This window comes from Marivita cryptomonadis (assembly GCF_002115725.1).
Lineage (GTDB): Bacteria > Pseudomonadota > Alphaproteobacteria > Rhodobacterales > Rhodobacteraceae > Marivita > Marivita cryptomonadis.
Genome location: NZ_JFKD01000021.1, coordinates 1 through 25594 on the forward strand (window position 1 = coordinate 1; position 25594 = coordinate 25594).

Consider the following 25594-nt stretch of genomic DNA (forward strand, 5'->3'; position numbering starts at 1 on the left):
GCCGACGACGACAATGTCTATTATCTGACCGGCTATTACGACTATCTGCATATGGAATTTGGCCGCCCTACCATACTCGTCGTTCAGCGCGAAGGCGAGAGCCTTCTGATCACGCCCACTATCGACCTCAACACGGCCCTTGCAAACGCCCGGGTCGACAGGGTTTGCGCATGGAACGACGGCATGGGGTCAGAATGGCGCGCTGAATTGCCGGATGCACTGCGCGGCGCGGCGCGAGTTGGGATTGAGCCGGATCACATGCCACCGTTGGTGCGGCCTTTTGTCGGGTCTCAGGTCGATGAGGGGCGGATCGAAACGGTGACGCCCCTGCTGGCCGAGATGCGCATGATCAAGACGCCTGACCAACTGCAACTGGCCCGCCATGCCGGTCAGGTCGCCAATGCGATGATGGCCGCCGGGCGCGCGGCGATTGGCGATGGTGTGCCCGAATATGAGGTGGCGCTCGCCACGTCGCAGGCCGGAACGCGCAAGGCCGCCGAACTGCTGGCCGCTCACTATGACGACGCCGATATGTCGCCGAATACGCATTTTTTGCAGATCATGGCCTCGGGCGACACGATCACCAAAACCCACCACCGCGCCACTACGCGGATCATGCGCCACGGCGAACCGGTGTTCCTGTGCTTTTGCGGCATGACCAATTTCCTCCGCTGGGATCGCCAACTTATTCGTCGCTGCCCGTAAGTGCCCCATTCGGCTCCGATCACGTGGTCATTTCGAGGACATAACTTTGCCACAGATCAAAGGCATCGGCTCTGGCGTGGCGGTATGAGGTGGCGGAAAGACGATAGCGGCGAGATTTGAATATCGTATTGATATGGTCATGGGCGGACAGGAAACGCTGCGCCTGCCTTGGCGACTTGAACCTGCCCATGAGCTTCTCTCGCTTCCGCGTTGGTCGGTGCGAGCCCTCGATCCGGTTATTGAGCCCTTTGTGGGCGCGGTGCTCGGCGTCCGCGGCCAGTTGCCGGACCGGTTTGATATAGCTGCGCAACTTGTCCGTGATGATCACGCGGGGCTGGCCAAAACGGGCGATCAGTCGCCGTAAGAAGCGCCTCGCCGCTTTTGCGTTTCGCCTGGGCTGAACCAAAATGTCGAGCACATCTCCGCGCGCATCCACGGCTCGCCACAACCACATCTTCACGCCATTAATCGGCACGACGACTTCATCGAGGTGCCACTTGTCTGCCGCAGCGGGCCGGTCGCGCTTGATGCAATGTGCGAAATGCCGACCAAACCGGTTTACCCATTTGCGAACGGCTTCCCGGCTAACAATCACGCCTCGCTCCGCCAGCAGATCCTCTACATCCGCCGTGCTCATCGCGAACCGATGGTAGGCCCAGACGGCGTAGGCGACAATCTCGCGCGGAAAGCGGAAGCCTTTCAGGCGCGGCATCTCAGCTGGTATTTTCATGACAACCAGCTAAGCCCCACAGCAGCCAACGACAAGTTGGCAATGCCTCGCTGACTGCAAGACAAAGGGGCTGAATCTCGAGGACACAAGGATAAAACTCTCCAAAAGGTTGAGCCTTCTGATCGGCATTTCCGCAATCGTCCTCGCTATGGCCTGTCACACGGCGTCCAAGCTCATGGGCACAAAATACCCCGCCCGCAAAAAGCACGGGTACTGTTCAAAGTCGTGGTTCAGGACCGGTTTCGACGAGTTGCGACGCCGCCTCAGAACAATTGAGGGCATACCATTCTTCGGTAGGAAATTAGCCATCAAGAAGCAATTGAGGATCAGAGTCGCGTAGTGTGGTTACGTAGTCTGGCTTGAACAACTCTCAAAGCATTGAAAGTACTTTATATAGTGGAGATTTGGGTCCCACCGCGCTGCAGGGTTTTGTATTATTGCATTGAAGGGAAATAAATCAAAAACTTTGGATGATTGAGGATGCGATTCGCGATAAGGAGAAGAAGAAAGATTTTGGGGAGACGTTTATCGAACTCGCAAGAAGTGTCTATCAGACAAACGATGAGCGGGCACGGATAAAGAAAAATATCAACATGCTGCTTGGCTCTGACCTTGTAGAAGAGAAGTCTTATTCAGAATACTAAATACCGCCTTTCTTTACCCGACATTCCCCAAGTGGCCTGCCTTCTGACGTGAAGATCGCCTGACTGCGCCACCTGATCAAGCGTTTTCCGCCCCGAGCGGCGTCTGTGGTCGCGCGCACGTCCGAAGTTGGGCGAATTGGCCCGCAAACCCGCAGCATCCCGGCCCGGCGGCGACGTTTTTCAGCGCATCGGGCAGACTTGTCCTGCCGCTTTCGTTCAGTTTTGGCTTGGATCGCGGTCACGCGCATAGCGGTCACGCGCATAGCGGTGGCGCTCGCAATCGGCGGATGGCGGCAAGGATGGCGCGCACCATCGGGCCGGTGACGGCCACCTCGGCCAGCTGGAAGGTGATGGCGCGGGCGTGACGGACGACGCGGGCGCCGATCTTGATCAGCTTCAGTTGCAGGCTGGTGAGGGACCAATCGGCCATGGCCTCGGGCAGTTCGATGCAGCGCAGGAAGGTTGCCAGGTTGTAGGCCAGCGCGTGGAGTTGCAGCCGCACCTCGTTGTCGCGGAACTTCCGGCATGACAGCCGCGTCCAACGAAAAGCGTATTTGCCTTCCTTGATGTGCTGCTCGGCCGTGCCGCGCTGGTTGTAGAAGCGCACCACCCAGTCTGGTTCCATCGGCAGGTTGGTGACGATGAAACCCACGCGCGGGAACAGCTCGCCCGGATGCCATTCGATCTTGGCGATCACCCGGCGCGGCTTGTCCCAAGACGCCGCATGATACTCGAAGTCTTCGTAGAAGCGCTTGACCTTGGTCTGCGAAGGTCGCCCAACGGGTCGGGTCAGTCGATGAGCGATCTTCTCACGCAGGACATTGTTGGCAGGCAACCGGATGGCGTAGAAGTACTTCGCTTCTTCCAGACGTTCGTAGATCGCGGGCATTGCATAGGCGGCATCCGCCCGGAAGAACCGCATGATGTCACGCTCGGCATACCGGGCGATGACAGGATCGAGAACGTCGCGCCAGCCATCGGCGCTGTGGACGTTGCCGTTGCGCAGGGCGCAGCGCTCCAGCATGCCGAACTGGTTGAACAGAAAGTTGGGGTGGTAGCAGGTGCAGTCGAAATGCCCGTTCCAGGCCGCCCCCTCCTGGTCACCATGGGTCGGGCTGACCGAGCTGTCCATGTCCAACACGATGTACTTCAGCCCGTTGCGGTCATGAAACCGGTCGATCCATTGCCCGTTCAGGTCGGCCAGCGCCGCCCGGTTCTCGGGCAAAGCCAGTGTCTCGGTCTCGAACCGTCCCATTTGCGAGGCGGATGCCGCTTGCACGTCGACGGCCCGACCACCAACGACCTGACGCATGACCGGATCGAGGGCCAGCTGGTCGGCGTCGTTCACATCCTCATACCCAGCCAGTCGCCCGAACACCGACTGCCGGAAAAGGCCGTCAAGCCGATGGACCGTTTTCTTGCCGCGTCGGGTGTCGCGCAATGCTGTTGCCGCCAGATCGGACAGACCGAGCGCGTCATCCAACTCGCGCATCACCAGAAGACCACCGTCGGAACTGAGCTGCGTGCCGCGAAATTCCAGCCGCACACGCCGGTCGAAATCGACCCGATCTGCCTGCTGTGAGCCCGCACCCTCTGGGTGATCCATGAAACAAGCCCCTCACAGCATCTAGCTCCATGATTTATATAGGAATTAACAAAATCACGACAGCAAAATCAGCGAGTTGCTTGGGGAATGTGGGTTGAAAACCCTGCAATTTGGTTTGGCCATGAAGCACCGCAATCGCCCACCCGAACAAGATGATCTTCTTCGCCCGCGCCTCGTTGACCTGATCGACATGCGCCACGAACTGGTGAAGCTCGCCGCACTGATCGATTGGGAGTTCTTCGATCGGGAGTGGGCGGGGTTCTTCCCATCGACGACCGGTCGGCCAGCCACACCCCCGCGTCTGGTGGCCGGGCTGATGTACTTGCAGCATCTGCATGGCCTGTCCGATGAGGCTGTGATCGACCGCTGGGTGGAGAACCCGTATTTCCAGCACTTCACCGGTGTGACGTTTTTCCAGCACAGTCCTCCGATCCATCCGTCGTCCTTGTGCCGCTGGCGCGACAGGATCGGGGATGAGGGCGCTGAGTGGCTTCTCACAAAGACGATTGAAGCGGGACGTGCCACTGGCGCCGTGAAGGACGAGAGCCTTTCTCAGGTGTCCGCCGACACCACAGTCATGGAGAAGAACATCGCCTATCCGACCGATGCGCGGCTCTATGAGAGAGCTCGGGCCAAGATCGTGGCTCTGGCCAAAGAGGCAGGGATCACCCTACGCCGAACCTATGCACGAAAGGCACCGCGTCTGGCCAGGCAGATTGGACGGTATGCGCATGCGCGGCAGTTCAAAAGGATGCGCAAGGCATTGAAAACCCTGAAGGGATATACGGGTCGGGTGATGCGTGATCTGCGTCGCCAGATCGATTTCATCCCGGCGGGCGCCATTCGCGAAGCCGTACTTGATGCCTTGGCTCTGACCTCGCGCCTGCTGCACCAGCCCACAACAGGGAGTGGTAAGATTTATGCCCTGCATGAGCCTGACGTCGACTGTATCTCCAAAGGCAAAGCCCGGGTCCGATATGAGTTCGGCACCAAGGTCAGCATCGCCACGACGATTGAGGAAGGCTTCGTGGTCGGCATGCGTGCTATGCCGGGCAATCCTTACGATGGGCACACATTGACGGAGGCCTTGGAGCAGGTGCAAATCCTGACCGACCAGTGTCCCAGCCTCGCGGTTGTTGATCGCGGCTATCGTGGACATGACGTGGAAAAGACCCAGGTGCTGATCGCAGGGTCCAAACGCGGACTGACGCCTGCACTGAACACGCTGCTCCGACGACGAAGTGCCATCGAGCCTGAGATCGGACACATGAAAAGCGACGGCCGTCTGGCCCGATGCCCCCTCAAGGGACTGAACGGTGATGCAATCTTTGCCGTCCTGTTTGGGTGCGGTCACAATCTACGCAAGATCCTGAGATATCTCAGGTCTCTTTTTGTCTCCTTGCTCGCCGCAATGCTCAACACAATCCAAATTACGGCAGCCAATACTGCCCGCAATCAACCGCGATAAACACCCATCATGGCCTAAATTGCCTTGTTCAAGGTCGACTATTTGGAGTGTGTATGGAGTAAATTGGAGAATCTTGCAGTTTGACTCTGCAGGTTGGCCAGATTTTGTGGCATCTCAGTCTGCAAACTGTATTGATCAAGGTTCGCGCAGCGCCTCGCGGGTCTTGTAGAGCGGCTTCAGAAGGTATTGCAGCACCGTCTTCTCGCCGGTGTGCAGTTCGACCGTGGCCTGCATGCCAGGGCGGATTTCCAACTGCCGCTGGCGGTCGGTGAGCGATGTCTTGTCGACCCGCACCGTCACCTTGTAATGGGCCGGCGCATCGGGGCGGCGTTCGTCTTTGAACGTGTCCGCAGAGATCACGTCGACCCGGCCCTTCAGCGATCCGTAGATGGTAAAGTCATAAGCCGAGAGTTTGATCGTTGCTTCCTGACCGGGGCGGATGCCCGCGATGTTCTCGGGCGCGACCTTGGCCTCGACATAGAGCTCCTCACCCAGAGGGATGATCTGCAGGATCTCTTCGCCCGGGCGCACGACGCCGCCGATCGTCGTCACACCCAGCTTGTTGACGACCCCGTGCATTGGGCTCACCAGAACCGTTCGGTTCAACTGGTCCTGCGAGGACCGCAAATTCTGACGCAATGTCGCCAGTTCCTTGAGCGTCTCGGAATATTCCTGTGCACGGGTCAATTCGGTGTGCGTGATGATCTCGTCCATCTTGATCTGCGCATCCGCATGCGCCTTGCGGGCACGGGTCACTTCGATCAGCGCGACCACCTTCTTTTCCAGAAGGTTCTCCATCAGGTTCTTTTCCTGCGTCGCCTGCTCCAGCACACGGCGCGCGCCGTCATAGCGAGAGTTGAAATCCAGCTGCCGCGCGGCCAGAAGCGCCTGTTCCGAGGCGGCCATTTCGGGGCTGCGCTGGCGCAGTTCCCACGGGATTTCAAACTGCACCAGACCGGCCATCTCGGCCTCGATCCGCAAGCGGCGGATGTCCAGCGCGGTGATCTGATCTTCGAGATCGTCCACGGACGACCGAAACTGCGTTCCGTAAAGCCGGGCCAGCACGTCGCCGCGCATCACCTCGTCGCCTTCCTTGACCAGCAGTTCGGCCAGAATACCGCCTTCGAGGTTCTGGATGATCTGCGGCCGCGAGGTCGAGATAAACTCACCGTCGGCACGCACGATCTCGTCGATCCAGGCATAGGCGGCCCAGACGATGAACAGCCACACCGCCGCGCCCGACAGCCAGATCACCATCGACGGTCCGCGCAGGCGGCGGCCAAGCTGGGCGTTGAGATCGGTCGTGCTGACAGCCATCGCTTATGCCTCCTGTGCCGTGCGCAGGTGGTTGAGCACCTGATCGCGCGGGCCATCGACCACCAGCCGCCCCGACGCCAGCACGCTGGTCCGGTCGGCAAGGGCAAGGATCGGCACGCGGTGGGTGGCGACAATCGCCGTCCGGTCCGCCAGCCATGTCTCCAGCCGGGAAATCAGCGTCTTTTCCAACGTCTGGTCGAGCGCCGCTGTCGGTTCGTCCAGCAGGCACACATCGGGGTCCTGCAGCCACAGCCGCGCCCAGCCGATCGACTGGCGCTGCCCGACGGACAGGCCTTCGCCGCCGTCCCGAATGGGCAGGTCCAGACCCTGCGGGTGGCCTTTTACGAATTGACCCAGCCCAGCGAAATCAAGCGCCTCGAACAGGCGGTCATCGTCACGCTCCATCATGTTGAGGTTCAGGTTGTCACGCAGCGTGCCGTGGAACAGCCGAACATCCTGCCCGAGATACCCTAACGACCGGCGGATATCGCGCATGTCGATCTGGTTCATGTCGGTGCCGTCAATCAGGATCGACCCGGAGGTGGGCGCGTAAAGACCAGCCAGCATCTTGAGCAGCGTGGACTTGCCCGACCCGTTGGTGCCAAGGATGGCCAATGTCTGGCCGGGCTGGATCACGAGGCTGGGAATGTCGAGCACCGAGGGCATTTCCGGATCATAGCGGAACGTCACTTCGCGCAGTTCGAACCGGCCTTCCAGCTTTTCGCGGCGCAGGTACTTGCGGTTCTCGGCCCGGTCCTGCGGCAGCCCTGCAATCCCGTCCAGCGCATCCAGTGCCGCCTTGACGTTGCCCCAGCGCGCCATGATGCCCGACAGCTGCGTCAGCGGGGCCAGCGTGCGCGAGGTCAGGATGCCCACGGCGATGATCGACCCGACGGTGAACTCTCCGGCAAAGACGAGGTAGGTGCCCGCGATCACCGCACCCACATAAGTGGCCTGCTGCACGCCCTGGCTCCAGAAGGTCAGCGCGGCGGCAAGGCGGCGTTGCTCGGAGGATTTCAGCGCCTGCACCGAGGTCAGCTCTTCCCACTGGCGGGCAAAGCGGTCTTCGGCGCGCTGGGTCTTGATCGTGTCAAGTTCGGTCACGGTCTCGTTCAGCAAACGGGATTGCTTGGTCGACGCGCCCTGCATTTCACGGGTGATGCGGATCATCTTCTTCTGCAAAAAGAAGCCCGGGATCACCATCAGAACGGCACCGGCGACCAGCACCCAGACGACGCTTCCCGCGATGAACCAGACCATCAGCAGGAAGAGCACGATGAACGGGATGTCCGCCAGCGCGCCAACGGTAGAGGCGGTGAAAAATTCGCGCACCGAGGAAAACTCTCGCATCGATGCAAAAAGCTGCGAGGGAGACCGACCCGCCGCATCCGACCGCATGCCCAGCAAGCGGTTCAGGAGCGTCTGCTGCACACCGGTTTCGATCTGCCGCCCGGCTCCGTCCAACAGCGTGGACCGCGCGACCTTGAGAAACGCCTCCAGCATCAGCGCCATTGCGGCACCGATGGCCAGCACCCAAAGCGTGGCCGAGGATTGGTGCGGGATCACACGGTCATAGACCTGCAACGAAAACAGCGCGACCGACAGCGCGAGAATATTGGCGACGAAAGACCCGACAGCGACTTCGCCGAATTGGCGGGTGTAGTTGCTGAAACTGCCCCAGAACCAATGGCTCTTGCGTCCATCATCCGTATGGGTGTCGACAAGCGTCTGCACAGGCGCTTCGCCCCGCACGAGAACACCGCTGTAGAAAGGCGCGAACTCGGCCACATCGACGCGCTCGGTCTTGTCCTTGGCAGACGGATCCCAGATCGACAGGGTCATGCGGTCCTGCTTGAGCACCAGCACTGCCTGCCCGTTGGTCATCAGCGCAATCGCGGGCCAGTGGTTCGGCGTCGGGCGCGGCACATGCAGCCCCTGCGCCAGCAGGCCGGCGGCCTTGGCGCCTGCGATCAGCGCCGCTTCGCCCACAAGACCGTTCTGGTCCTGATGCAGGCTGATGGCCTCGGTGATGTCGGACGCCACCGTCGTCAGGCCCAGACGGCCCGCGTAGGTGCGGATCAGTTCCGTCCGGGCGCGGACGCGATCGGAATAGCGCGGTGCGCGTTTGGGTTCGTTGGCTGGTTTGATCCCCTGCGGGACCATGCGCAGAACAGCGTTTTTGGCGCGCCCCGACAGCAGGGTGATGTTACTGACGCCGCTCAAATCTTTGCTCCATCGGCAAGAACGCCCAGCCGCTTGGCGGCGTCCAGTTCGGCACGTGCGGCCTGAAACTTCAGGTCGAGTTGTTTTTCCAGCGCCCGCAGGAAGGTCTCGTAGACGCTGACCACGTCCATCACCTGACGCGTGCCCGCATCGTATTGGCGCTGGAACAGGTCGAGATTGGTTTTGGCCTGCGCGGTCAGCCCTTCGGCCTCGGCCGCCTGCCGCTTCAGCGCGGCGATACTGCGCTGATCGGCTTCGATGGACCGACGCGAGATATCCTCGGCCTCGGTCACCTTGCGATCTGCGGTGATCTTGGTGGCCTCGGTAGCTTGCAAGGACGCGCCTGTGCCAATGCCCAGCATCTGTTCTGTGTTTACGCTCAGGGCCAGTCCTTCGCCGCCATTGCGCACGCTTCCTCCCGCTGACAGACCGGGCAGATGCCCAGCGCGGGCGATCTTGGCCTGCGCCAGCTGCCGGTCGCGTTCCACCTTGGCGCGCAGGACGTTAAGCGACTGATCCGAAGGGGTGCTGCCCATGCCGCGCAAGCCGCGCTGACCGGACAGAGAGACCGCCGACATCGCGTTCAGTTCAGCCACCGCGCGGGTCGTTTTTTCGCGCGCCGCTGCATCCCGGGCGCGCAGATCGGCCAGTTTCTGTTTCAGCACGTTGAGATCGGAAAAATCCGACACGCCGCCCTGAACACGTTCGTTCATGACCCATTCGAAATGGCCCATGTCCTTGAGCGCCTGACCGTAAAGATCTGCCGCCGCACGGCCTTCTTCGGCCTGAAGATACAGCACCAACCCGTCATAAACACGTTTGTTGCTGCTTTCCGACAGGGCAACAGCGGCCATTTCCACATCCGCCTTGGCAATGTCGCGCTCGGCTGCCTTGCGGCCGTTATCGAAGAGGACCTGGTTGATCACCAGATCGGCCGCCACATCGCTCAGAGAGGTCAAAGTGATACGCGGGGAAATCGTCGGCCACCAGTTCTTGGACGCCGCTTCGGCGCGCAACTGCGCCACATGCAGTTCCGCTTCGGCCACGCGCGCATCGGCAGCCAGCACACCCGCAGCAACCTCGGCATAGGGGCTTCCAGGCGTCAGAACGCTTTGCCGCGCGGCCAGTTCTGCGATGATCGGGGAAGCCTCTTGCATCGTGACCGCTTTGGGAGCGGCCGTCTTGGTCTCGCCTGTCACATCTGTGCGCAGGTCCGGCTGCGCGGAAAGAAACCGTGACACGGCCCCGTCGCCCATATCCTGCATACACCCCGAAAGAGCCGTTACCGCGAGGACTGCCCCTGCCATGACCCTTGTATTCTGCCTCATCTCGATCGAGCCCCCCGCCTTTGGCTTTTTTGTTTCGGGGCCCGGGCCATCGCTTGATGGCCCGAACAGTCTATCCTTTTGCTCAGATTGTGACGTTGTTGATATCGTCGTCGATCAGAACCGTGGCATCGCCCAGTTCGTAGACGTCGTAGTTTTGACCATTCTCAAACCGCGATCCGGTGCGGGTGGCTCCGGTGATGCGCACGGTTTCGTCCGAGTTGCCTAGAACACGCACGGTGTTGTCTTCGCCGGTCATCGCTACGATCTGCGCTTCGGTGATCGTCAGCGTCGCCTCTTCGGTGAATTCGAGGTCGATCACGTCGATCTCGCGCCCACCGATATTGCTGGCGAGACTCACGTTGCTGCGGCTGACATCCGGGTCGCCCAGCACCACGTAGGTGCCTGTGCTGTTGCCTGCGCTGTCGGTTGCAGTGACCACGAGGTGCGATCCATCCGGCACCACGTTGTTGAAGGTGTAGCTGGTCTCGCCAGTAAAGCTGTTGTCCTGATCGTTAAAGCCAACGGTTTGGACGCCGCCTGCACCGACCCGCACGATGGACACATCGTTGTCCGTGGTTTCGAGAATGATCCCGCGCGGTGCCTGGCTTTGATCCCATGTGATCGCCGTCATGTCGGGCGCATCGGGGGCCACGTTGTCCACCACCATGGTTTCGGTGATCGACTTGGTGTTGCCCGCGCGGTCGGTTGCCGCGATCTGGATCGACACGTTCTCGCCATCAGACATCGGGATCACGCTGGCGGGAACCGCCACGGACCATGTGCCGCCGCTGACCTGCGCGCTCAGGCGCTGTCCACCGATGGTCACTTCAACGGTTGAACCCTGCTCGACCTGACCTGTGAGGGTAAAGCCCTGTGCTGCCTCGGCCTCGCTGACAATGCCATCGGCGCCGCCTGGTCGGCTGTTCGAGGTGAGCGGGACAACCTCCGTATCGACCTGGAAGGTCTTGGTAGTGGTCGCGGTGTTGCCTGCACGGTCTTCGGTGCTGATCTGAGCAGTGGTGGTGTAGGTGCCATCCGGCAGATCAAGACCCGAGAAACGCGCGGTCCAGTTGCCCGCGGCATCGACGGTGGCCATACGGCTCACGCCTTCGACAACCACAGCCACGGTTGCGCCGGGTTCTGTTGTGCCGCTCAGCGTCACACCCTGGCCTTGTTCCGCATCGTTGACGATGTTGTCTGCTGTGACCGGGTTTGCACTGACCGCAAAGTTGCGGACCAGAGTGTCGACCATCACGGTGTCGGACCGCGTCAGTTCGTTGCCTGCCGCGTCAACGGTATAGGCAGTGATCTGCGCTTCGTATTCGCCGGGGCGAATTTCGCCCGCCGCATAATTGGCGCGCCAGATGCCGGATCCGTCGGTCTGTACGGTTTTGCTGACTCCGTCCAGAGTGACATCGACCATTGCGAACGGCGTCGAAGTACCGGTGATCACAACGCCATCGGACGCTTCGACATGGTTGATGACATCGTCGGTTTCGATCGGCGCGGGGCTGATCGTCAGCAGGCCCGCATCCGTGTCGAAGATCACGCTGCGTGTTTCCGTTGCCGTATTGCCCGCCAGATCGGTCGAGCTTGCCGTCAGGGTTGCTGTCTGTTCGCCGCTGGGCAGTTCGTTGGCCGTAAACGTCACCGTCCAATTGCCCTGTGCATCGACGCTGGCGCTGCGCGACACACCGCCCAGCGTCACGGACACCGACGCGCCCGGCTCTGTTGTGCCGGTCACCACCATGCCCTGCATGGCCTCTTGCGCGTTCACGATGCCATCTGCACCGCCCGCCTGGCTGGTGATGTCAAAGTTGCGCACCCATGTGTCCAACACGACCTGCCCGGTCGCGCTGCTGGTGTTGCCCACTTCGTCGGTTGAGGTTGCGTTGATTGTCAGGTTCTGTTCGCCCACCGGAATTTCCGTGGCGATGAAGGTCACCGTCCAGTTGCCCTGCGCATCGACCACGGCGGTCCGGGTATAGCCGTTCATCTCGACCACAACAGACGAACCCACATCGGTGGTGCCAGTGATCTGAACACCATCGCTGCGCTCTTCGGCGTTGATGATGCCATCGGTTTCGATGGTTGTGGTGTTGATCGTGACACCCGACACGGTGTCGATCTCGACGCCGTCGTTGATGGTGGTGGAGTTGTTGAAACTGTCGGTCGCGATGACGCGGATCGCTTCGACATACTCACCGCGCTCGAAGGTCGAACTGGTTAGCGTCACGCTCCAGTTGCCCTGCGCGTCCACCTCAGCCACATGGCTCACGCCACCCGCGATCAGAACAACTGACGCGCCAACTTCGGTCGTGCCTGTTACGGTCACGCCTCCATCGAACTCGGACACAGTAATGATGTCGCCGCTCGATGTAGTGCCGCTAGTGATTGCCACGGGGGGAGGTGTCGTATCGATAGTAACGGACGGGCCGGTGAGATGAACTTCGCCGGCAAGGCCACTAACCGTCACTTCTGCTCTGTAGTCTCCATCGTCCGGAAAATTCACACCGTCAAATACAACGCGCCAATTTCCTTCCGCATCTGTGACCGTGCCTAAAGTCCGATCGCCGATAATAATGACTACTACATCGTCAGGATTCGCTGTGCCATCAACCAGAATAAGTCGATCGGCTTCGGTAAGGTCATCACCACCGATGACGTAAGCACCGTCATTGACAGTTGGCGCGCTGATTACGGCATCATCTCCGCTGCCCTTCGAGAAAACCGCTCCCGCGGCAAGCGCCGCGCCTCCAGCCAGTAGTCCGCTGAGCAGATTAGAACTGCCATCATCTCCTCCGGCAGCCCCATAATCCGGAGCAACGACGTCAGCGCGATCTAAAAAAATCAATTCATCCTGGGGGCTCCACTTACCCCAAGACGCTACCTCTGCATACTCAGCAAAAAGTGCCTCACCATCGCCAACAGCGAACACTACTTCCGTCAGCTCACCGTCTGAGCTCAGGTAGAGGTGAATCATTTCGTCAGAGGCAAAATAATCTTCGAGAACGATTGACCGTCCATCAGACAAGACAATCTTTAAATCATCGCCTAGTTTTTCATATCTCTGAATATCAGCCTTGTTCACGTTAAACGAAATTGAATCAATATCTTGTGCATAAAGAGAATTATGAATGGCGCCCGTATCAACTATGTCGAGTCGAATGTCTCCATCACGTGTGCGAAATACAAATTTTATTACTTTCTGCATTCGATTGCCTCTTCTAGATCTTGCTCTCCAAAACTGTATTCAGGCGCCAAACTTTTTGCCAACAACAGTTATCTGGTTGAGGGAAAAACCAAAACAAATGCATTTGGAGAACTTTATTTATTTCCTTAATATCCCAAGTTACATTGAAGCGCCTGTTGAATTGATAAAGCTCAAAGCAGTCGCCAGCAAATTCATACAACGCATAACTGTACTTCAAAGATTTATGTGCGGTACGCCAGCGGGCAGCACCTAATTGGGTCAATCCACCATGCTCGACAATAAACAGCGTAGGCACTGTTGTTGCTGTTGTTAAAACCTGAAAGCCGATAGCCACAATAGCTGACATTCTCTGCGGTTACGATCTAGGTTTCAGCCCTCAAAAGCGGCACACGATTGCTGAGACGAAAGCTGTAACGGCAGTGACCACCCTCTGTTGAAGGCTGGATTATCACATTCAATAGTGCATATTTCACCACCTTCCGAAACTTAATCAAGAGAAAGGATACAAAATAAATTACATATGTCTACATTTTTTTTGCTGTTCACTACAGGGCAGGGGAATCACTTTTGGAGCCGTCAGGCCGCGTGAGGGGGCTTGCGTCTGAGCCGAGGTTGGATTCTGTGGTGTAGGGCAACCTTACGGAGCCCTTTTGCCGATGCAGATTTTTCTGTCCGCCTTCGAAGACGTCCTTGATCAACGCGCCAGCAACGCGCGCCATGACCTTGCCGAATTGCTAGTGATCGCCTTCGTCTCGGTCCTTTGCGGAGCGAGCTCCTGTGCAGAGATGGCAGCGTTTGGTCGCGCAAAAGAGCATATTTTCAGGGACTTCCTGAAGCTGAAGCATGCAATCCCATCACATGACACCTTCTCGGATGTCTTCCGCATGATCGACCCCAAGGCGTTGGACGCGGCCTTTGGAAAGGTTCTTGCCAACGTTGCGGCGTTGCTCAAGGACGGTGATGTGATTGCCATCGACGGTAAGGCCCTGCGTGGGGCCCGCGATGCGGGAGAGAGTGCTCGGACGCGGATGATGGTCTCGGCTTATGCGGCGCGGCTGCGCCTGACGCTTGCCAGCGTACCGGCTTGATCGGGGCTCGGAACTGGAGGCCGCGATCGAAGCGCTCGGCCTGATCGCGCTGAAGGGGAAGGTGGTGACCGCCGATGCTCTGCACTGCAATCGCCGTACGGTTGAGGCGATCAACGCGGGTGGTGGCGATTGGTGTCTCGCCCTGAAGGGCAACCAGGAGTCGCTTTTGTCCGATGCGCGCGGTTGCTTCAGCGGCGTGATCGATCCTCGGCAGCAGGCGATGACCGAAGAAAAAAATCACGGGCGCAAGGAGGTCCGAAAGGCGACCATCGTATCGGCCAAGGCATTGGGCGAATACCATGAATTCCCAGGATTGAAGGCGTTTGGACGGATCGACGCCAGTCGCGAAGTAGATGGAAAGGTAACTTCTGAGACGCGCTATTTTGCGCTGTCGTGGATGCCTACGCCTGACATCCTTCTCGCCACGGTCCGGTATCACTGGCTGATCGAAAACGCCCTGCATTGGCAGCTCGACGTCTCCTTCCGGGAAGATGCCGCACGCAACCGCAAGGATAACGCCCCGGGCAACATCGCCGTGCTTCGGCGGCGCGCCCTCGATGTCGTCCGTCAGGACAAGTCGAAGTCATCGCTCTCGATCAAGCTCAAGCGCGCCGGCTGGGACGACGCCTTCCTGCGATCCATTCTTACAAACATAGCAGAGGCTTAGCGCCAAAAGCGATTGCCCTGCCACTCTACGCGACTTCACTTAATTTAAGTGGTAAATGTTTGCGCCCCTAGCACTCATGATCGCCGAAGGGCATAATTGATTCGGTGTTCACTCCCGCGGCATAATCCATGCCAGGATTGCGCCGAAATGGCCGCTGCCAAGCCTACCGAAAGCAAGATAGATCGTAAGCAGCAAGGGATGTTCTTCTGACTGGACGTCCACACGGCGATGATTTCGGTCGCCGCTGTGGAGGACGAGCGCGGAGGAAAGATCACCAAACCAGTTAGCTCACTTGGCAATCGTGGGGTGTAAGCGGCTCGCCAGAAAGCCTCAACTCAGCCGCGATGTAAGATTTTGTAATCAAGATTAATGAAGTCGACAAAGCAGGAAATTTTGTATAACGTTGAGCAAAGACATGACACCCCCCCTTAAGTTGGTCGATGAATGGGATGCATTGTGCGATATGGCAAAAATTGACGTTAGTCTTTCATCGTAAAATATCAAAACAAAACATAAAAAACCTTAATGATATGACTCACTCTTTGCTACCGACTTGGTGCCGATGCGTAACTTACTTGTTTTTGGGGGCGCTAATAATTTCAGCATCTTGCGGCTCCGTGAGGGCTCAAGAGGAGCTAATAGAGGCGGTTGGGCTGTTTGAAGACAAAACCGCTACAGTTCAACTTCAGGATATCAGCAATAAAGATTTTAAAAAATCCGATCGATATATTAACTTGGGATATAGTTCCTCTGCGTATTGGTTAAGAGTTCGGATCCAACAACCTCTGGATGGAGGCAGTGTAGCTTTAACAGTAAGCCCTCAAATGCTCGATGAAGTCCTCTTGTTTGCGCCAGCGCCAAGAAGTGCGATGGAGTCTAGAGTAATAATAAATAATATTCCTTACGAGATAAAGGGGAGAAGTTCTGGAATAGCCCCGCGCACTTATATTTTACTGCCTCCAGAGCTGGGAGAGGAATACTTTCTGAGAATTGCATCATCAGGATCATTATCGCTAACATTATCAGCGAAAAGTACTGGTGATACAATAAGAGCGATCAACATATTGCACTTGGCGCAATTCGGTTATCTTACTTGGGTGATGCTCATTTTCATTTGGGCTGTTCGTGCCTATAATTTGTTTAAAGACCCTATACTTCTGTATTCATTGCCTTTGCTGTCACTTTGGATTATTCATAATTTTTATTCCTTTGGCTATATTCCAATTTTATTTGAAAACTATGAATTCAAATACCTTGCTGTGATCTTTAGGTTTGTAGTGCTCTCACTTTCTTTGAGCGTGTTCTTATTTCACAGAAATATGATTCTTCAACACCAGCCTTCAAGGCATTTGATGTTACTAATTGATTCGCAGATTTTCTATATTATGCTGATGTACTTGATTTTTTTTGCATATGATCGGAGTATTGCTTTAAAGATGAATGCATATTTTCTGGCTGTATCTCCCATTCTATTTCTCATCACATCGATATCCGCAAAGAAAGATTCCTTGGTGGGCTTGCGTACTGTGAGAGTGTTTTTTACAGTAGTCTCCTTTATGAATATATTTTGGGTGGCTCGTCTTGTTGGCCTAAATATGGATTATGTTAAATTTCAAAGCAACGCATTACTCTATGGAATATTTTCCACAATTTTAATGTTTCATGTGCTTGCAAAGTATAGCAAAGAGGCGAGCAGACTTGTAAAAATTGATAAGGAAAGGATATCCCACCTGAAGCAGCGAGAATTAGTTGAGCTTGAAAAAAACAAGACTTTGATTGGCTTCTTCGATATGCTTACACATGAGACAAAAAATGCATTATCCATAATTTCCATAAATGTATCATCCATGCATTTGGACGCAGATAAACGAAAACGCGTTGATCGAGCGATATCAGATCTTAACAAAGTTATTGAGCGTTGCAATCAATCAGCGCGCTTGCCAAGCATCTATGAGAAGATTGAAGTGCATAGTTGCGATATTTTAAGTATTTTGGAAGATATATGCGTTAATCAACAGGAAAGATCCAGAATTTCAATTCATTCAGTCTCACAACCCTTTATAATGGGGGATCAAATTTTTCTGAAGGTTATTTTTTCTAATCTTTTGGAAAATGCCTTGAAGTATTCACCTGCCGATTCTAAAGTAAATATTGCTTTGGAGGAGCAAAAGGGGGCTGCTGTTCTTGTGTTTGAAAACGAAATGGGTGAGGCTGGAATTCCAGATGCAGAGAAGGTATTCCAAAGGCTCTATAGAAATGCTAAAGTTCATGGAAAGTCTGGATCGGGCCTTGGCCTTCACATTTGTGACAGTCTTGTACGTGCCCATTATGGGAGTATACGCTTTGAGTCTGTTGACGGTCGCATTAGATTTATTGTGAGTTTCCCATGCATAATATAGTCATTGTAGAGGATAATTCGGACCTGCGCGCGTCTTTGATTGATATTCTATTATCCGAATCTGCGAATGTTTTTGGGTTCGATAGCAGTGAGGCGTTTTTGACAGGGTGCTCGCTGCAAACAGTAGATGTCGTTTTGCTTGATCTAAACCTGCCAGGTGAGGACGGGATAGCGCTCGCTAAAAGGTTGAAGCTTTTGGCGCCACATATTGGGATCGTCATGTTGTCAGCTCGCAGTTCTGCCGACGAGGTCGGTCTTGGTTATAATAGTGGTGCCGACATTTACCTAGTTAAGCCTAGTTCCACTCCTGAGTTGAAAGGTGCTGTTGATGCACTGCTGCGTCGGACAGTTTCTTCCAAAGGTAATGAGGAAAAAATTATGTTGGACCTGAGATCGATGACGATCTCAGGTCCTGATGGCGACGTCACTGTGTCAAACGCTGAGGGAGCGTTGTTGAAAGAGTTCATATTAGCACCAGAAAACCGTCTGGCAAAAAACGAAATTGCACAAATACTTTGTATAAGTGATGATGCAAAGTCTGGCACACTCGAAGTGAGAATTGTGCGTCTTCGGAAGAAGCTAGCTTTAGTGGGTGCGAATGGAAAGATTATCAATGCTGTTAGGGGGTGGGGGTACCAGTTGGCGGCTACGATAGTGCTAGCTTAGAACTCATACCAAACAGCGTGAAGGTTGACTCATTGGGATTCCCAAGGCGGCGAAAACATGGCTCTATGGTGCCGGGCTGGCAGGACGTGGCAATGGGTGCAGCAATAGGTTTACGGGCGGCAACCACAGAAGACCCTAGAAACGCGAACCAGAGCCGCAGGCTGCGGGCGCTGGCTGAGATCTACGATTGCGGTAGTCGATGCGACGCGGCACGGATCGGCAGTGTAGGTCTGCAAATCGTGCGCGACTGGGGCCTGCGGTTCAATTCCCGCGGCCCGGAAGGGTTGATCGAGGGCAAGGCGCCCGGCGCGCGAGCCAAGCTCGACGATGCACAACGACAGGCGCTTGCGGTGATCGTGGAGAGCGGGACGATCCCGTCGATACAAAGGGTGGTGCGTTGTCGGTTGAGTGATCTGGCACGGTGGCTTCACGCAGAATTTAGGGTGTCGCTTGATGAAACGACCGTGAGCCGGCAACTCAAGAAGCTCGGCTATGTCAAGCTCACGGCGCGGCCCCGCCACCATGCGCAAGACACCGACGCGCTGGAAGCGTTTAAAAAAGGCTTCACCACCGAGCTGGAAAAGGTGCGCGCAGGCCTCCCGCAAGACACTGCAATAGAGGTTTGGTTTCAGGACGAGGCCCGCGTCGGTCAGAAAAACAAGATCACGCGCCGGTCGGCGAAACGCGGAACACGCCCCTCGGCACCGCATGATCAGCGCACCATCTCAAGCTATATCTTCGGGGCGATCTGCCCGGCCCTGGGCAAGGGCCCAGGGCTTGTTTGGCCGGTTTGCAATATCGATGCTATGACCCTGCACCTCGCCGAAATTGCCCGGACCGTCGCGCCGAGCGCACATGCCGTCGTGCTCATGGATCACGCCGGATGGGATATGACCGTCGCACTCGTTATACCTGAAAGTATCAGCATCATCCCATTGCCCGCTAAATGTGGCTATTTCGTGATTTGTGTGGGTGGATTGGTTTCCGGTCATTCGACGATGGCCCCAGATGTTGTGCGGTAGGGTGAGGCTGGCAGGTGGCTGAGCTTGCCTGCGATCAGGTAGGCCATGAGGATTAGGTTTCGGGCTTTGCGGTAGCCTCTAGCTCGGGCCTTGGCCGCTTGGATCAATCCGTTGATGGCCTCGACCGAGCCATTGCTGAGGTCGCTGTCGAAGCCGTTGAGGATGCCATCCCAGTGCGCCTTCAGGGTCAAGGCAAGCTTCTTGAAGGGGGCCAGCTTGCTGCGTCGCGCCCATCGGAACCAGGAGGAGAGCTCCTAAGTTCGACAGTAAATCGCCTAAGTGATTGATATTGTTATGGCGGGATCTGCCATTGTGTGACTACCGAGAAGGGATCAAGCGGGTTTTGGTATATCGAGGGTGTCGAATAGCTCCAATTGTTCTGGGGTGATTGTCGACAGGCCGTTGAGGGTGCGCTCGCCAATTTTGGACGTATGGCGCTGGATGCGTTCGAGTAAATCGAGTGCGGTGCGCGGGCTCGCGCTGTGACCCTTGGCCTTCAGGCGCATGCGCATGACGCGGTAGAGGACGAGCGCGAGGAAACAGATCATGGCGTGAGCGCGGATGCGATCGGGCAGCCGGTGATGCACCGGCGCGATCTCGATATCCGATTTCAGAACGCGAAAGCCACGTTCGATGTCCGCGAGACCCTTGTAGCGTGCGACTGTGTCAGCAGGGCTGAGGTCGGGGGCGTTGGTGATCAGCGCCAGCTTGCCGTCGAAGAGTTCCGCAGCAGCAATGGCATCGTCATCTACCGACCAGCTGAAGTCATCTGCGTAGAGATCAGCCTTGAGGAAGCGCGTCATCTCGGCCTCGGCAACTGCTCGGGTAAAGCGGCTGTATGCACCGCGATCTGAGGCACGGCGTCCTCTGGTGACTTTGCCCTCGTCTTGCGCTTTGATCTTTTCCGTCATCTTTTCGGCCATCGCCTCTAACTCGGCGATGCGCGCACAACGTCGGTCACCTTGTTCAGCGGCTCGCACGGGATCATGGGCCACGATCAGGCGGTGACCGGCAAAACGATCTTCAGCCAGCCCATCTTCAAACGTCATGTTCTTGAAGGTCTCGATTATAGCGTGTCTTGTCTGTCCGGATTCATGTTCCCACGCGATCTGATCTGTGATTCCATGTCTGTGAGCAGATATGGAGGTCGCAAATGGGCAAACCACATCCTATTGCGTTGCGCGAGCGGGTTGTCGCCTTTGTCGAAGAGGGCAATTCACACCGGTCGTCAGCCGCGCACTTCCGTGTGTCGGTCAAGTTCGTGAACGACATGGTCAAGCTGAAGCGGGAAACCGGTAGCCTTGAGCCGAAGCCTCAAGGCCACCGTGGTCATGGCAAGCTGGCCATTGTGGCCGGTTGGGTACGCGAGCAGATGGAAGCCCGCCCTGCAACAACGCTGGACGAGCTTCGAGCCATGCTGGAACGCGAACATGGGATCAGGGTGCACCGTTCCTCTGTGGGCGGCTTGCTGCACCGGCTCGGGCTCTCGCATAAAAAAAGATCTGCGGGCCAGCGAACAGAAGCGGCCCGATGTGGCGCGGGACAGGACCATCTGGATTACGCGTCGCCAACCCTTCATGCGCAACCATTTGGACCGGCTCATCTTTATCGATGAAACCAGCCTCAAGACCAACATGACAAAGACCTGCGGACAGGGGAATCGCACTTGAGCTTTGACAGTTGTGCCGAACTGGATTCTTGAGGTTTCATCATCAGATGGAGCTTCGAGATGCCGGCATTATCCAATTATTTCAATGACGAAGACGATCCCCGCAAGAGCAACGCGCCACGGCATAAGTTCTGCGATCTGATGACGATCAGCCTTTTGTGCGCGCTATGTGGCGGGGAAACCGCGGTCGACATGGAGCATTTTGGGCAGATGAAGGAGGATTTCCTGCGCGAATTTCTGGAATTGCCTCACGGGGTCCCCTGCCATGATGCCTACTCGCGGCTTTTTCGCTTGATGAAGCCGACCAGCCTACAGGCGTTTTTCGACAAGTTCCGGCGCGACTTTGCTGCGGCCCATGCCGAGCATCCGGCGATCGCCATCGACGGCAAGGAGATGCGGCGCAGCTTTGACAAGGCAGCCGCCCAGTCGAACTTGAACGTTGTCACCGCCTTTGCTCATGGTGCGCGGCTGAGCCTTGGGATGACGCAAAGTGCCAAGGGCGGCGGGGAGATTTTGGCTCTGCGCGAGCTGATTGAGATACTTGATATTCGTGGCATCACCATCACGGCCGATGCCTTGCACTGCCAACGAGAGACCTGTGACCTGATCGTGCAGGAAGGAGGTGACTATTGCATGCAGCTCAAGCGCAATCTGGGCGATATGCAAGCCGACGTGCGGGCCTTTGTGGCCGATCAGGATATTGAATACAATGATCAATATACCTCTGTAGACGGTGACCATGGCCGGGTTGAGGAGCGGTCACATCGCGTCTACGACGTGCCGGACTATCTCGCTGAAACCCATCAATGGCCACATCTTGGTGCCTTCGTTCATGTCGTGTCCACGCGCACAGCGGGCCAAACGGCCAGCAGTTCCGAGCGGCTGTACCTCCTGTCAAAATGCGTCACGGCTCAAGCAGCCGCCACGCTGATCCGTGGCCACTGGGAAATCGAGAACAGCTTGCATTGGTCACTGGATGTGGTGATGAACGACGATCAGCACCGCGCGCGGAAAGACAACGCGCCTGCCAACTTCGCCGCGCTACGACGGATCGCATTGGGCATCATCAAGGCGAATACCGCAAAAGGCTCAAACCGCGTGAAGTTCAAAAAGGCAGGCTGGAGCAATGACTTCCTGCGCACACTCATCCAAGGCTTCTGAAGCGCGATTGCCCTGGACCTGCGGATGGAGCCAACTCGGGGAACGGCTGATCGAGCATGCTCCCGCAGGGCGCTGGAACACTCAGACATTCATCGCAGGTCTGCGAAATGATCGGATCGATGCCACTGGCGTGATGAATGGGGCGATGGATCGGGAGATGTTCGAGCTTTACGTCGAAGGCATCCTGGCTCCGACATTGCGTGAAGGGGACGTCGTGATCCTCGACAATCTGCCAGCCCATAAAAGCGCTGTGGCTCAGAAGATCCTCGAGGACATCGGCGCATGGTTCCTCTTCCTTCCGAAATACAGCCCTGATCTCAACCCCATAGAAATGGCCTTCTCGAAGCTGAAGGCCCTCATTCGGAAGGCCGCGGCACGTACCTATGACGACCTTTGGAAGGCTGTCGGAACCGTATGCAGCCTGTTTACGCCGGACGAGTGTTACAACTTCTTCCGAGCTGCTGGATATGAAACCGATTGAACCGGACACGCTATAACGTAACCTGCGATGGATGCATCTATAACGTCCATGTTTGATAGCATGTTTCCCGATGCGCCCTTATCAGGGTGGATCACCTCGGAGAATTCTGGAACATTTTCAGCCCCGGTAAAAGCAGTTCCTTGACCGAAAGCATCAAGAGCGAGTGACTGCCGTGATCCTCGCCCACAATCTGCTCCTGTAGTCCGATCGATGGCGCTTTTTGGATCGAGCCCACGTCGAATTTCATCAAGAACCCGGGTGCCCCAAAGCGTGCTGGGGAAATGACCTTGGCTGGCGGATATACCGACGCCGGGGGTCGCGCGCAGCACCCACGCGCCAACGCATAGGTTCCCAGTTGCTGATACCCCGCCAAGAGCTCCGCTCTCGGGGTCGCGAGCGAGGAGCGTGAAGGTCATCCGCGCTTTTCTTTGCCAAGTTCACCTTACGTGTGATTACTTTGTATCGGGAAATTTCAAAAGTGATCAAGAATGAAAAAATCAGAAGAAAAGTCAGCCCGATTGTCAGAACGCATTCTGGAGATTTTTGACGACCTGACTAAATCAGAGCGGCTGCTCGCCGACCACTTTCTCGAGAATCCAGACAGCCTTGTTCTTCACACCGCCGCAGAGATATCTGGGCGGGCCAAAGTCTCAAAGGCGACCACTGCCAGGTTTTTCAAGCGGCTTGGCTTTCCAAGCTTCAAGACCGCGCAGCGGTTGGCGCGTGTGGATCGGAATGACGAGACCTACAATAAGAACGTGTATTCTGCCCCCGTACCAAGCTTGAGTGGTCGCAGTGATCTGGCTGATCACTTGGCCTCTGACGTGCAGAATTTGATCCGCACAATTGAGGCGATCCGCAGTGACGAATTGCGGGCCGCTGTCACCTATCTGGCTGGCGCCCAGAAGATATGGGTTGTAGGATTCGGTGACAACTATCCCCTGGCGCATTTCGCGCGCGCCCAGTTGATCAAGGTGAAACCCGATATACGCATGATCCCTCTGGGCGGTTTTTCGGTACCCGAGGAGTTTGCCTCGATCCAGCCCGCAGATTCTGTGCTGGCTTTGGCGATCGGTCGCAGAACTCGAACGCTGAGATCGATCATGCAATCGGCGCGCCTGGCGGATGCAAAGACAATATCGATTACCGACCTGGCGAGTTCCGGAAACCCGGAACTTGCTGAGGTGACACTGCGCTGCAGAACAAGTGGACTGACCTACTTCGACTCCCTCGCGTCGCCGGTGTCGGTGATTACATATCTTTGCATGGCAGTTGCAGAACGCATTGGACAAAACGCCATTGAAAGGCTCAGGTACATAGACGCGATCCACTCAGAGTGGGGTGATGCCGGCTAGCAATGAGTCAAACTTGAGTGGTCCGTCGCCAAGCGTTCGCCAAAAAGAGTCATTACTGAAAAAAGACTTGTCATGAATGCAATATTTTTGACGGGCATATGCTTGGCGCTTAAAAACTTTGTTGGGGCACATGCCACAAATCTTGAACTGAATTGGTCAGCGCCGCCCCCGAAGTCGGCGCACCCGGAAGTTCTGCCTTGCACAGTTCTTCCATTCTTGGCTGGCGAGCTGCCAGATGACACGCGAACAGAGAGGACACTCATATGAAGCTTTTTGGACGACCTTGGCGGACGACTGCTGGAGCGATTGGATTGGTCGCCGGGTTAGCGAACACGGCTGCGGCGGATGACATCGTATGGGCGCGATATGGGGACATCGACTCGCTTGATCCGCACCGCGCCACCAGCACTCTGTCGCTGCAGGTGTGGAGCCTGATGTACGACACGCTGCTGGCCACCGACGCTGACGGATTGCCGGTTCCGCATATAGCGAAGTCGTGGCAATCCAATGCTGAAGGGACCGAGTACACCTTCTCGCTCGAAGAGGGCGTGATGTGTCACGATGGCACCCCGCTCGACGCAAACGACGTCAAGTACACGATCGACGCAGCGTTCAGCGAAACGACACCCAGCGTCACCAAAGGAAGCTGGGGCCCAATTTCCGGTGTTGAGGTTCTCGATCCACTCACAGTCAAACTCACGTTAGAGACGCCGTTCGTTGCCCTGATCCCGTTCCTCGCGGACAGTTTCTCGTCAATCATCTGCGACAGCAATGCAGGTTCAGACGGCTTCGGAACGAACTCGGCCATCGGGTCCGGCCCGTGGAAACTGGTATCGTGGACCAGAGGCGACCGGATCGTTCTCGAAAAGAACGCCGACTACAAGAATTTCGGCAAACTCGCTGAAAATCCTGGCGCTCCTTATGAAGACGGCCTGATCATCGCTGTCGTCCCCGAACCGCAAGCCCGACTTGCCGCTCTTAAGACGGGAGAGGTTCATATCGCCGAGCCGCCGTTTGACGACGTGCCGATGATTCAGGACGAGGGCGATTTGTCGATCATCGTCGCCGAGAACACCGGGCAGAACGTCTTCTGGGAATTCGCCGTGCATCGTCCACCGTTCAACGATGTTCGCGCCCGTTTAGCGGTTGCGCATGCGACAGATGCTGCCACGGCGATCAGCCTGATCTACGGCGATCTGTCGATCCCGGAAAATTGCCCCGTTTCGCGTGGCGTGTTCGGCAATGATCAGGATTTCTGCGCACAGTACCGCCCGGCCTACGATCCAGAAAAGGCAAAGGAATTGTTGGGCGAACTGGGCTATAGCATGGACAACCCGTTGGAGACCGCGTTGCTGGTCTGGACCGGAGGGAACCGTCAGAAACTGGGTGAAGTCTTCCAGGCTCAGTTGGCCGAGGTTGGCATCAAGGCCTCCATCGAGATCATGGATATCGGCTCGCTTAACGCGCGGGTGCGCCAGGAGAACGAGAATACCGAGGGCACGACCGGGTCGATGGATATGATGACCTGGTCTTGGTACGACCCTGACATTCTCCATGCCCTGTGGCATACGCCCGGTGCCTATCGCGGTTACACCTCGCCGGAGTTGGATGCGATGCTGGCCGAAACCCGTGTTCTCACAGACTCGGAGGCTCGGAAGGCCAAGGTACAAGAGGTCTTCAAGTACCTGCTTGAGAACGCGATCCACGTCCCTCTCTACACGCCTGGCTGGGAATGGGTCTTTGCCGTACGGCCGGAGGTGGAAGGATTCTTCGTAGCACCGTTCGTCTATCCGAACTTCTCAGACGTGAAACTCGGCGGTTAACTGTCCGAAAGCCCGGGGCGCGGCATCAC

Annotated in this window: 21 protein-coding genes and 2 pseudogenes; 13 read left to right on the plus strand and 10 right to left on the minus strand. The window is 56.7% G+C overall.

Annotation, left to right across the window (positions count from 1 at the left end):
* A partial coding sequence (locus MCRY_RS18535; protein WP_244897935.1) for a M24 family metallopeptidase occupies positions 1-705 on the plus strand: 705 nt, incomplete at its 5' end.
* A 19-nt stretch (positions 706-724) separates the two neighbouring features.
* Here MCRY_RS18535 and MCRY_RS18540 read toward each other — a convergent pair.
* The gene (locus MCRY_RS18540; RefSeq protein WP_085632650.1) at positions 725-1435 is read right to left on the minus strand and encodes an IS6 family transposase; all 711 of its coding nucleotides are present in this window, start codon (positions 1433-1435) and stop codon (positions 725-727) included.
* 470 nt (positions 1436-1905) lie between these two features.
* Between MCRY_RS18540 and MCRY_RS18550 the strand changes: the two genes are divergently transcribed.
* The gene (locus MCRY_RS18550; RefSeq protein ID WP_217808242.1) at positions 1906-2079 is read left to right on the plus strand and encodes a hypothetical protein; all 174 of its coding nucleotides are present in this window, start codon (positions 1906-1908) and stop codon (positions 2077-2079) included.
* Between the two features lie 253 nt (positions 2080-2332).
* Here the strand turns inward: MCRY_RS18550 and MCRY_RS18555 are convergent, their stop codons facing one another.
* Positions 2333-3685, minus strand: a complete 1353-nt coding sequence (locus MCRY_RS18555) for an IS1380 family transposase (RefSeq protein ID WP_085632654.1) — start codon at positions 3683-3685, stop codon at positions 2333-2335.
* 121 nt (positions 3686-3806) lie between these two features.
* Between MCRY_RS18555 and MCRY_RS18560 the strand changes: the two genes are divergently transcribed.
* A complete protein-coding gene (locus MCRY_RS18560) occupies positions 3807-5153 on the plus strand; it encodes an IS5 family transposase (protein WP_085632740.1) in 1347 nt (448 codons plus the stop codon).
* A 135-nt stretch (positions 5154-5288) separates the two neighbouring features.
* Here MCRY_RS18560 and MCRY_RS18565 read toward each other — a convergent pair whose 3' ends face one another.
* The 5 genes from MCRY_RS18565 to MCRY_RS22645 all read right to left on the minus strand — a co-directional run bounded on the left by MCRY_RS18565 (position 5289) and on the right by MCRY_RS22645 (position 13581).
* On the minus strand, positions 5289-6470 hold the full coding sequence (locus MCRY_RS18565) for a beta-barrel domain-containing protein (RefSeq protein ID WP_085632656.1): 1182 nt from the start codon (positions 6468-6470) through the stop codon (positions 5289-5291).
* Between the two features lie 3 nt (positions 6471-6473).
* The gene (locus MCRY_RS18570) at positions 6474-8633 is read right to left on the minus strand and encodes a type I secretion system permease/ATPase (RefSeq protein WP_085632742.1); all 2160 of its coding nucleotides are present in this window, start codon (positions 8631-8633) and stop codon (positions 6474-6476) included.
* A 56-nt stretch (positions 8634-8689) separates the two neighbouring features.
* Positions 8690-10000, minus strand: a complete 1311-nt coding sequence (locus MCRY_RS18575) for a TolC family protein (RefSeq protein WP_085632658.1) — start codon at positions 9998-10000, stop codon at positions 8690-8692.
* A 103-nt stretch (positions 10001-10103) separates the two neighbouring features.
* Positions 10104-12875, minus strand: a complete 2772-nt coding sequence (locus tag MCRY_RS18580) for an Ig-like domain-containing protein (protein ID WP_176234525.1) — start codon at positions 12873-12875, stop codon at positions 10104-10106.
* Positions 12876-13248: 373 nt separating this feature from the next.
* Positions 13249-13581, minus strand: coding sequence for a hypothetical protein (locus tag MCRY_RS22645; RefSeq protein ID WP_139834121.1), 333 nt, complete (start codon positions 13579-13581; stop codon positions 13249-13251).
* 310 nt (positions 13582-13891) lie between these two features.
* Between MCRY_RS22645 and MCRY_RS23545 the strand changes: the two genes are divergently transcribed.
* From MCRY_RS23545 to MCRY_RS18600, 5 genes are all read left to right on the plus strand, one after another.
* Positions 13892-14323, plus strand: coding sequence for an ISAs1 family transposase (locus tag MCRY_RS23545; RefSeq protein ID WP_280523441.1), 432 nt, complete (start codon positions 13892-13894; stop codon positions 14321-14323).
* A complete protein-coding gene (locus MCRY_RS23550) occupies positions 14304-14990 on the plus strand; it encodes an ISAs1 family transposase (protein ID WP_425320138.1) in 687 nt (228 codons plus the stop codon). The genes MCRY_RS23545 and MCRY_RS23550 overlap by 20 nt, the downstream gene beginning before the upstream one ends.
* A 617-nt stretch (positions 14991-15607) precedes the next feature.
* Positions 15608-17389 (plus strand): ATP-binding protein, encoded by a 1782-nt coding sequence (locus MCRY_RS18590; RefSeq protein ID WP_176234526.1) that lies wholly within the window; start codon positions 15608-15610, stop codon positions 17387-17389.
* Positions 17377-18054 (plus strand): response regulator transcription factor, encoded by a 678-nt coding sequence (locus tag MCRY_RS18595; protein WP_085632664.1) that lies wholly within the window; start codon positions 17377-17379, stop codon positions 18052-18054. Before MCRY_RS18590 ends, MCRY_RS18595 begins: the two co-directional genes overlap by 13 nt.
* A gap of 65 nt (positions 18055-18119) precedes the next feature.
* Entirely contained in the window at positions 18120-19076 is a 957-nt protein-coding gene (locus MCRY_RS18600) for an IS630 family transposase (protein ID WP_085632666.1), read from the plus strand.
* On the opposite strand, the pseudogene MCRY_RS18605 reads toward MCRY_RS18600, so the two are convergent.
* A pseudogene (locus MCRY_RS18605) lies at positions 19043-19327 on the minus strand (ISL3 family transposase); the annotation flags it as partial. The gene MCRY_RS18600 and the pseudogene MCRY_RS18605 overlap by 34 nt on opposite strands.
* 81 nt (positions 19328-19408) lie before the next feature.
* A pseudogene (locus tag MCRY_RS18610) lies at positions 19409-20146 on the minus strand (IS1634 family transposase); the annotation flags it as partial.
* Positions 20147-20229: 83 nt separating this feature from the next.
* Between MCRY_RS18610 and MCRY_RS23250 the strand changes: the two are divergent.
* The 3 genes from MCRY_RS23250 to MCRY_RS18625 all read left to right on the plus strand — a co-directional run bounded on the left by MCRY_RS23250 (position 20230) and on the right by MCRY_RS18625 (position 22387).
* The gene (locus MCRY_RS23250; RefSeq protein ID WP_217808243.1) at positions 20230-20691 is read left to right on the plus strand and encodes a helix-turn-helix domain-containing protein; all 462 of its coding nucleotides are present in this window, start codon (positions 20230-20232) and stop codon (positions 20689-20691) included.
* 114 nt (positions 20692-20805) lie between these two features.
* Entirely contained in the window at positions 20806-21906 is a 1101-nt protein-coding gene (locus MCRY_RS18620) for an ISAs1 family transposase (RefSeq protein ID WP_085632669.1), read from the plus strand.
* A gap of 7 nt (positions 21907-21913) precedes the next feature.
* On the plus strand, positions 21914-22387 hold the full coding sequence (locus tag MCRY_RS18625) for an IS630 family transposase (protein ID WP_176234527.1): 474 nt from the start codon (positions 21914-21916) through the stop codon (positions 22385-22387).
* Here the strand turns inward: MCRY_RS18625 and MCRY_RS23640 are convergent.
* Entirely contained in the window at positions 22348-22803 is a 456-nt protein-coding gene (locus MCRY_RS23640) for a DUF1028 domain-containing protein (protein WP_085632673.1), read from the minus strand. The genes MCRY_RS18625 and MCRY_RS23640 overlap by 40 nt on opposite strands.
* Before the next feature lie 72 nt (positions 22804-22875).
* Here MCRY_RS23640 and MCRY_RS18635 point away from each other — a divergent pair, with 72 nt between their 5' ends.
* Positions 22876-23742, plus strand: a complete 867-nt coding sequence (locus tag MCRY_RS18635) for a MurR/RpiR family transcriptional regulator (RefSeq protein WP_085632675.1) — start codon at positions 22876-22878, stop codon at positions 23740-23742.
* Between the two features lie 263 nt (positions 23743-24005).
* Positions 24006-25565 carry an ABC transporter substrate-binding protein gene (locus MCRY_RS18640; RefSeq protein WP_085632677.1) on the plus strand — a complete coding sequence of 520 codons (1560 nt, stop codon included), beginning with the start codon at positions 24006-24008 and terminating at the stop codon, positions 25563-25565.
* Positions 25566-25594: the final 29 nt, after the last annotated feature.

What these genes read in the sequence shown, in the direction of transcription:
- MCRY_RS18540 (WP_085632650.1), bottom strand. Translation starts at nt 1,435, where the DNA reads ATGAAAATACCAGCTGAGATGCCGCGCCTGAAAGGCTTCCGCTTTCCG.
- MCRY_RS18550 (WP_217808242.1), top strand. Translation starts at nt 1,906, where the DNA reads ATGATTGAGGATGCGATTCGCGATAAGGAGAAGAAGAAAGATTTTGGG.
- MCRY_RS18555 (WP_085632654.1), bottom strand. Translation starts at nt 3,685, where the DNA reads ATGGATCACCCAGAGGGTGCGGGCTCACAGCAGGCAGATCGGGTCGAT.
- MCRY_RS18560 (WP_085632740.1), top strand. Translation starts at nt 3,807, where the DNA reads ATGAAGCACCGCAATCGCCCACCCGAACAAGATGATCTTCTTCGCCCG.
- MCRY_RS18565 (WP_085632656.1), bottom strand. Translation starts at nt 6,470, where the DNA reads ATGGCTGTCAGCACGACCGATCTCAACGCCCAGCTTGGCCGCCGCCTG.
- MCRY_RS18570 (WP_085632742.1), bottom strand. Translation starts at nt 8,633, where the DNA reads ATGGTCCCGCAGGGGATCAAACCAGCCAACGAACCCAAACGCGCACCG.
- MCRY_RS18575 (WP_085632658.1), bottom strand. Translation starts at nt 10,000, where the DNA reads ATGGCAGGGGCAGTCCTCGCGGTAACGGCTCTTTCGGGGTGTATGCAG.
- MCRY_RS22645 (WP_139834121.1), bottom strand. Translation starts at nt 13,581, where the DNA reads ATGTCAGCTATTGTGGCTATCGGCTTTCAGGTTTTAACAACAGCAACA.
- MCRY_RS23545 (WP_280523441.1), top strand. Translation starts at nt 13,892, where the DNA reads ATGCAGATTTTTCTGTCCGCCTTCGAAGACGTCCTTGATCAACGCGCC.
- MCRY_RS18595 (WP_085632664.1), top strand. Translation starts at nt 17,377, where the DNA reads ATGCATAATATAGTCATTGTAGAGGATAATTCGGACCTGCGCGCGTCT.
- MCRY_RS18600 (WP_085632666.1), top strand. Translation starts at nt 18,120, where the DNA reads ATGGTGCCGGGCTGGCAGGACGTGGCAATGGGTGCAGCAATAGGTTTA.
- MCRY_RS23250 (WP_217808243.1), top strand. Translation starts at nt 20,230, where the DNA reads ATGGGCAAACCACATCCTATTGCGTTGCGCGAGCGGGTTGTCGCCTTT.
- MCRY_RS18620 (WP_085632669.1), top strand. Translation starts at nt 20,806, where the DNA reads ATGCCGGCATTATCCAATTATTTCAATGACGAAGACGATCCCCGCAAG.
- MCRY_RS23640 (WP_085632673.1), bottom strand. Translation starts at nt 22,803, where the DNA reads ATGACCTTCACGCTCCTCGCTCGCGACCCCGAGAGCGGAGCTCTTGGC.
- MCRY_RS18635 (WP_085632675.1), top strand. Translation starts at nt 22,876, where the DNA reads ATGAAAAAATCAGAAGAAAAGTCAGCCCGATTGTCAGAACGCATTCTG.
- MCRY_RS18640 (WP_085632677.1), top strand. Translation starts at nt 24,006, where the DNA reads ATGAAGCTTTTTGGACGACCTTGGCGGACGACTGCTGGAGCGATTGGA.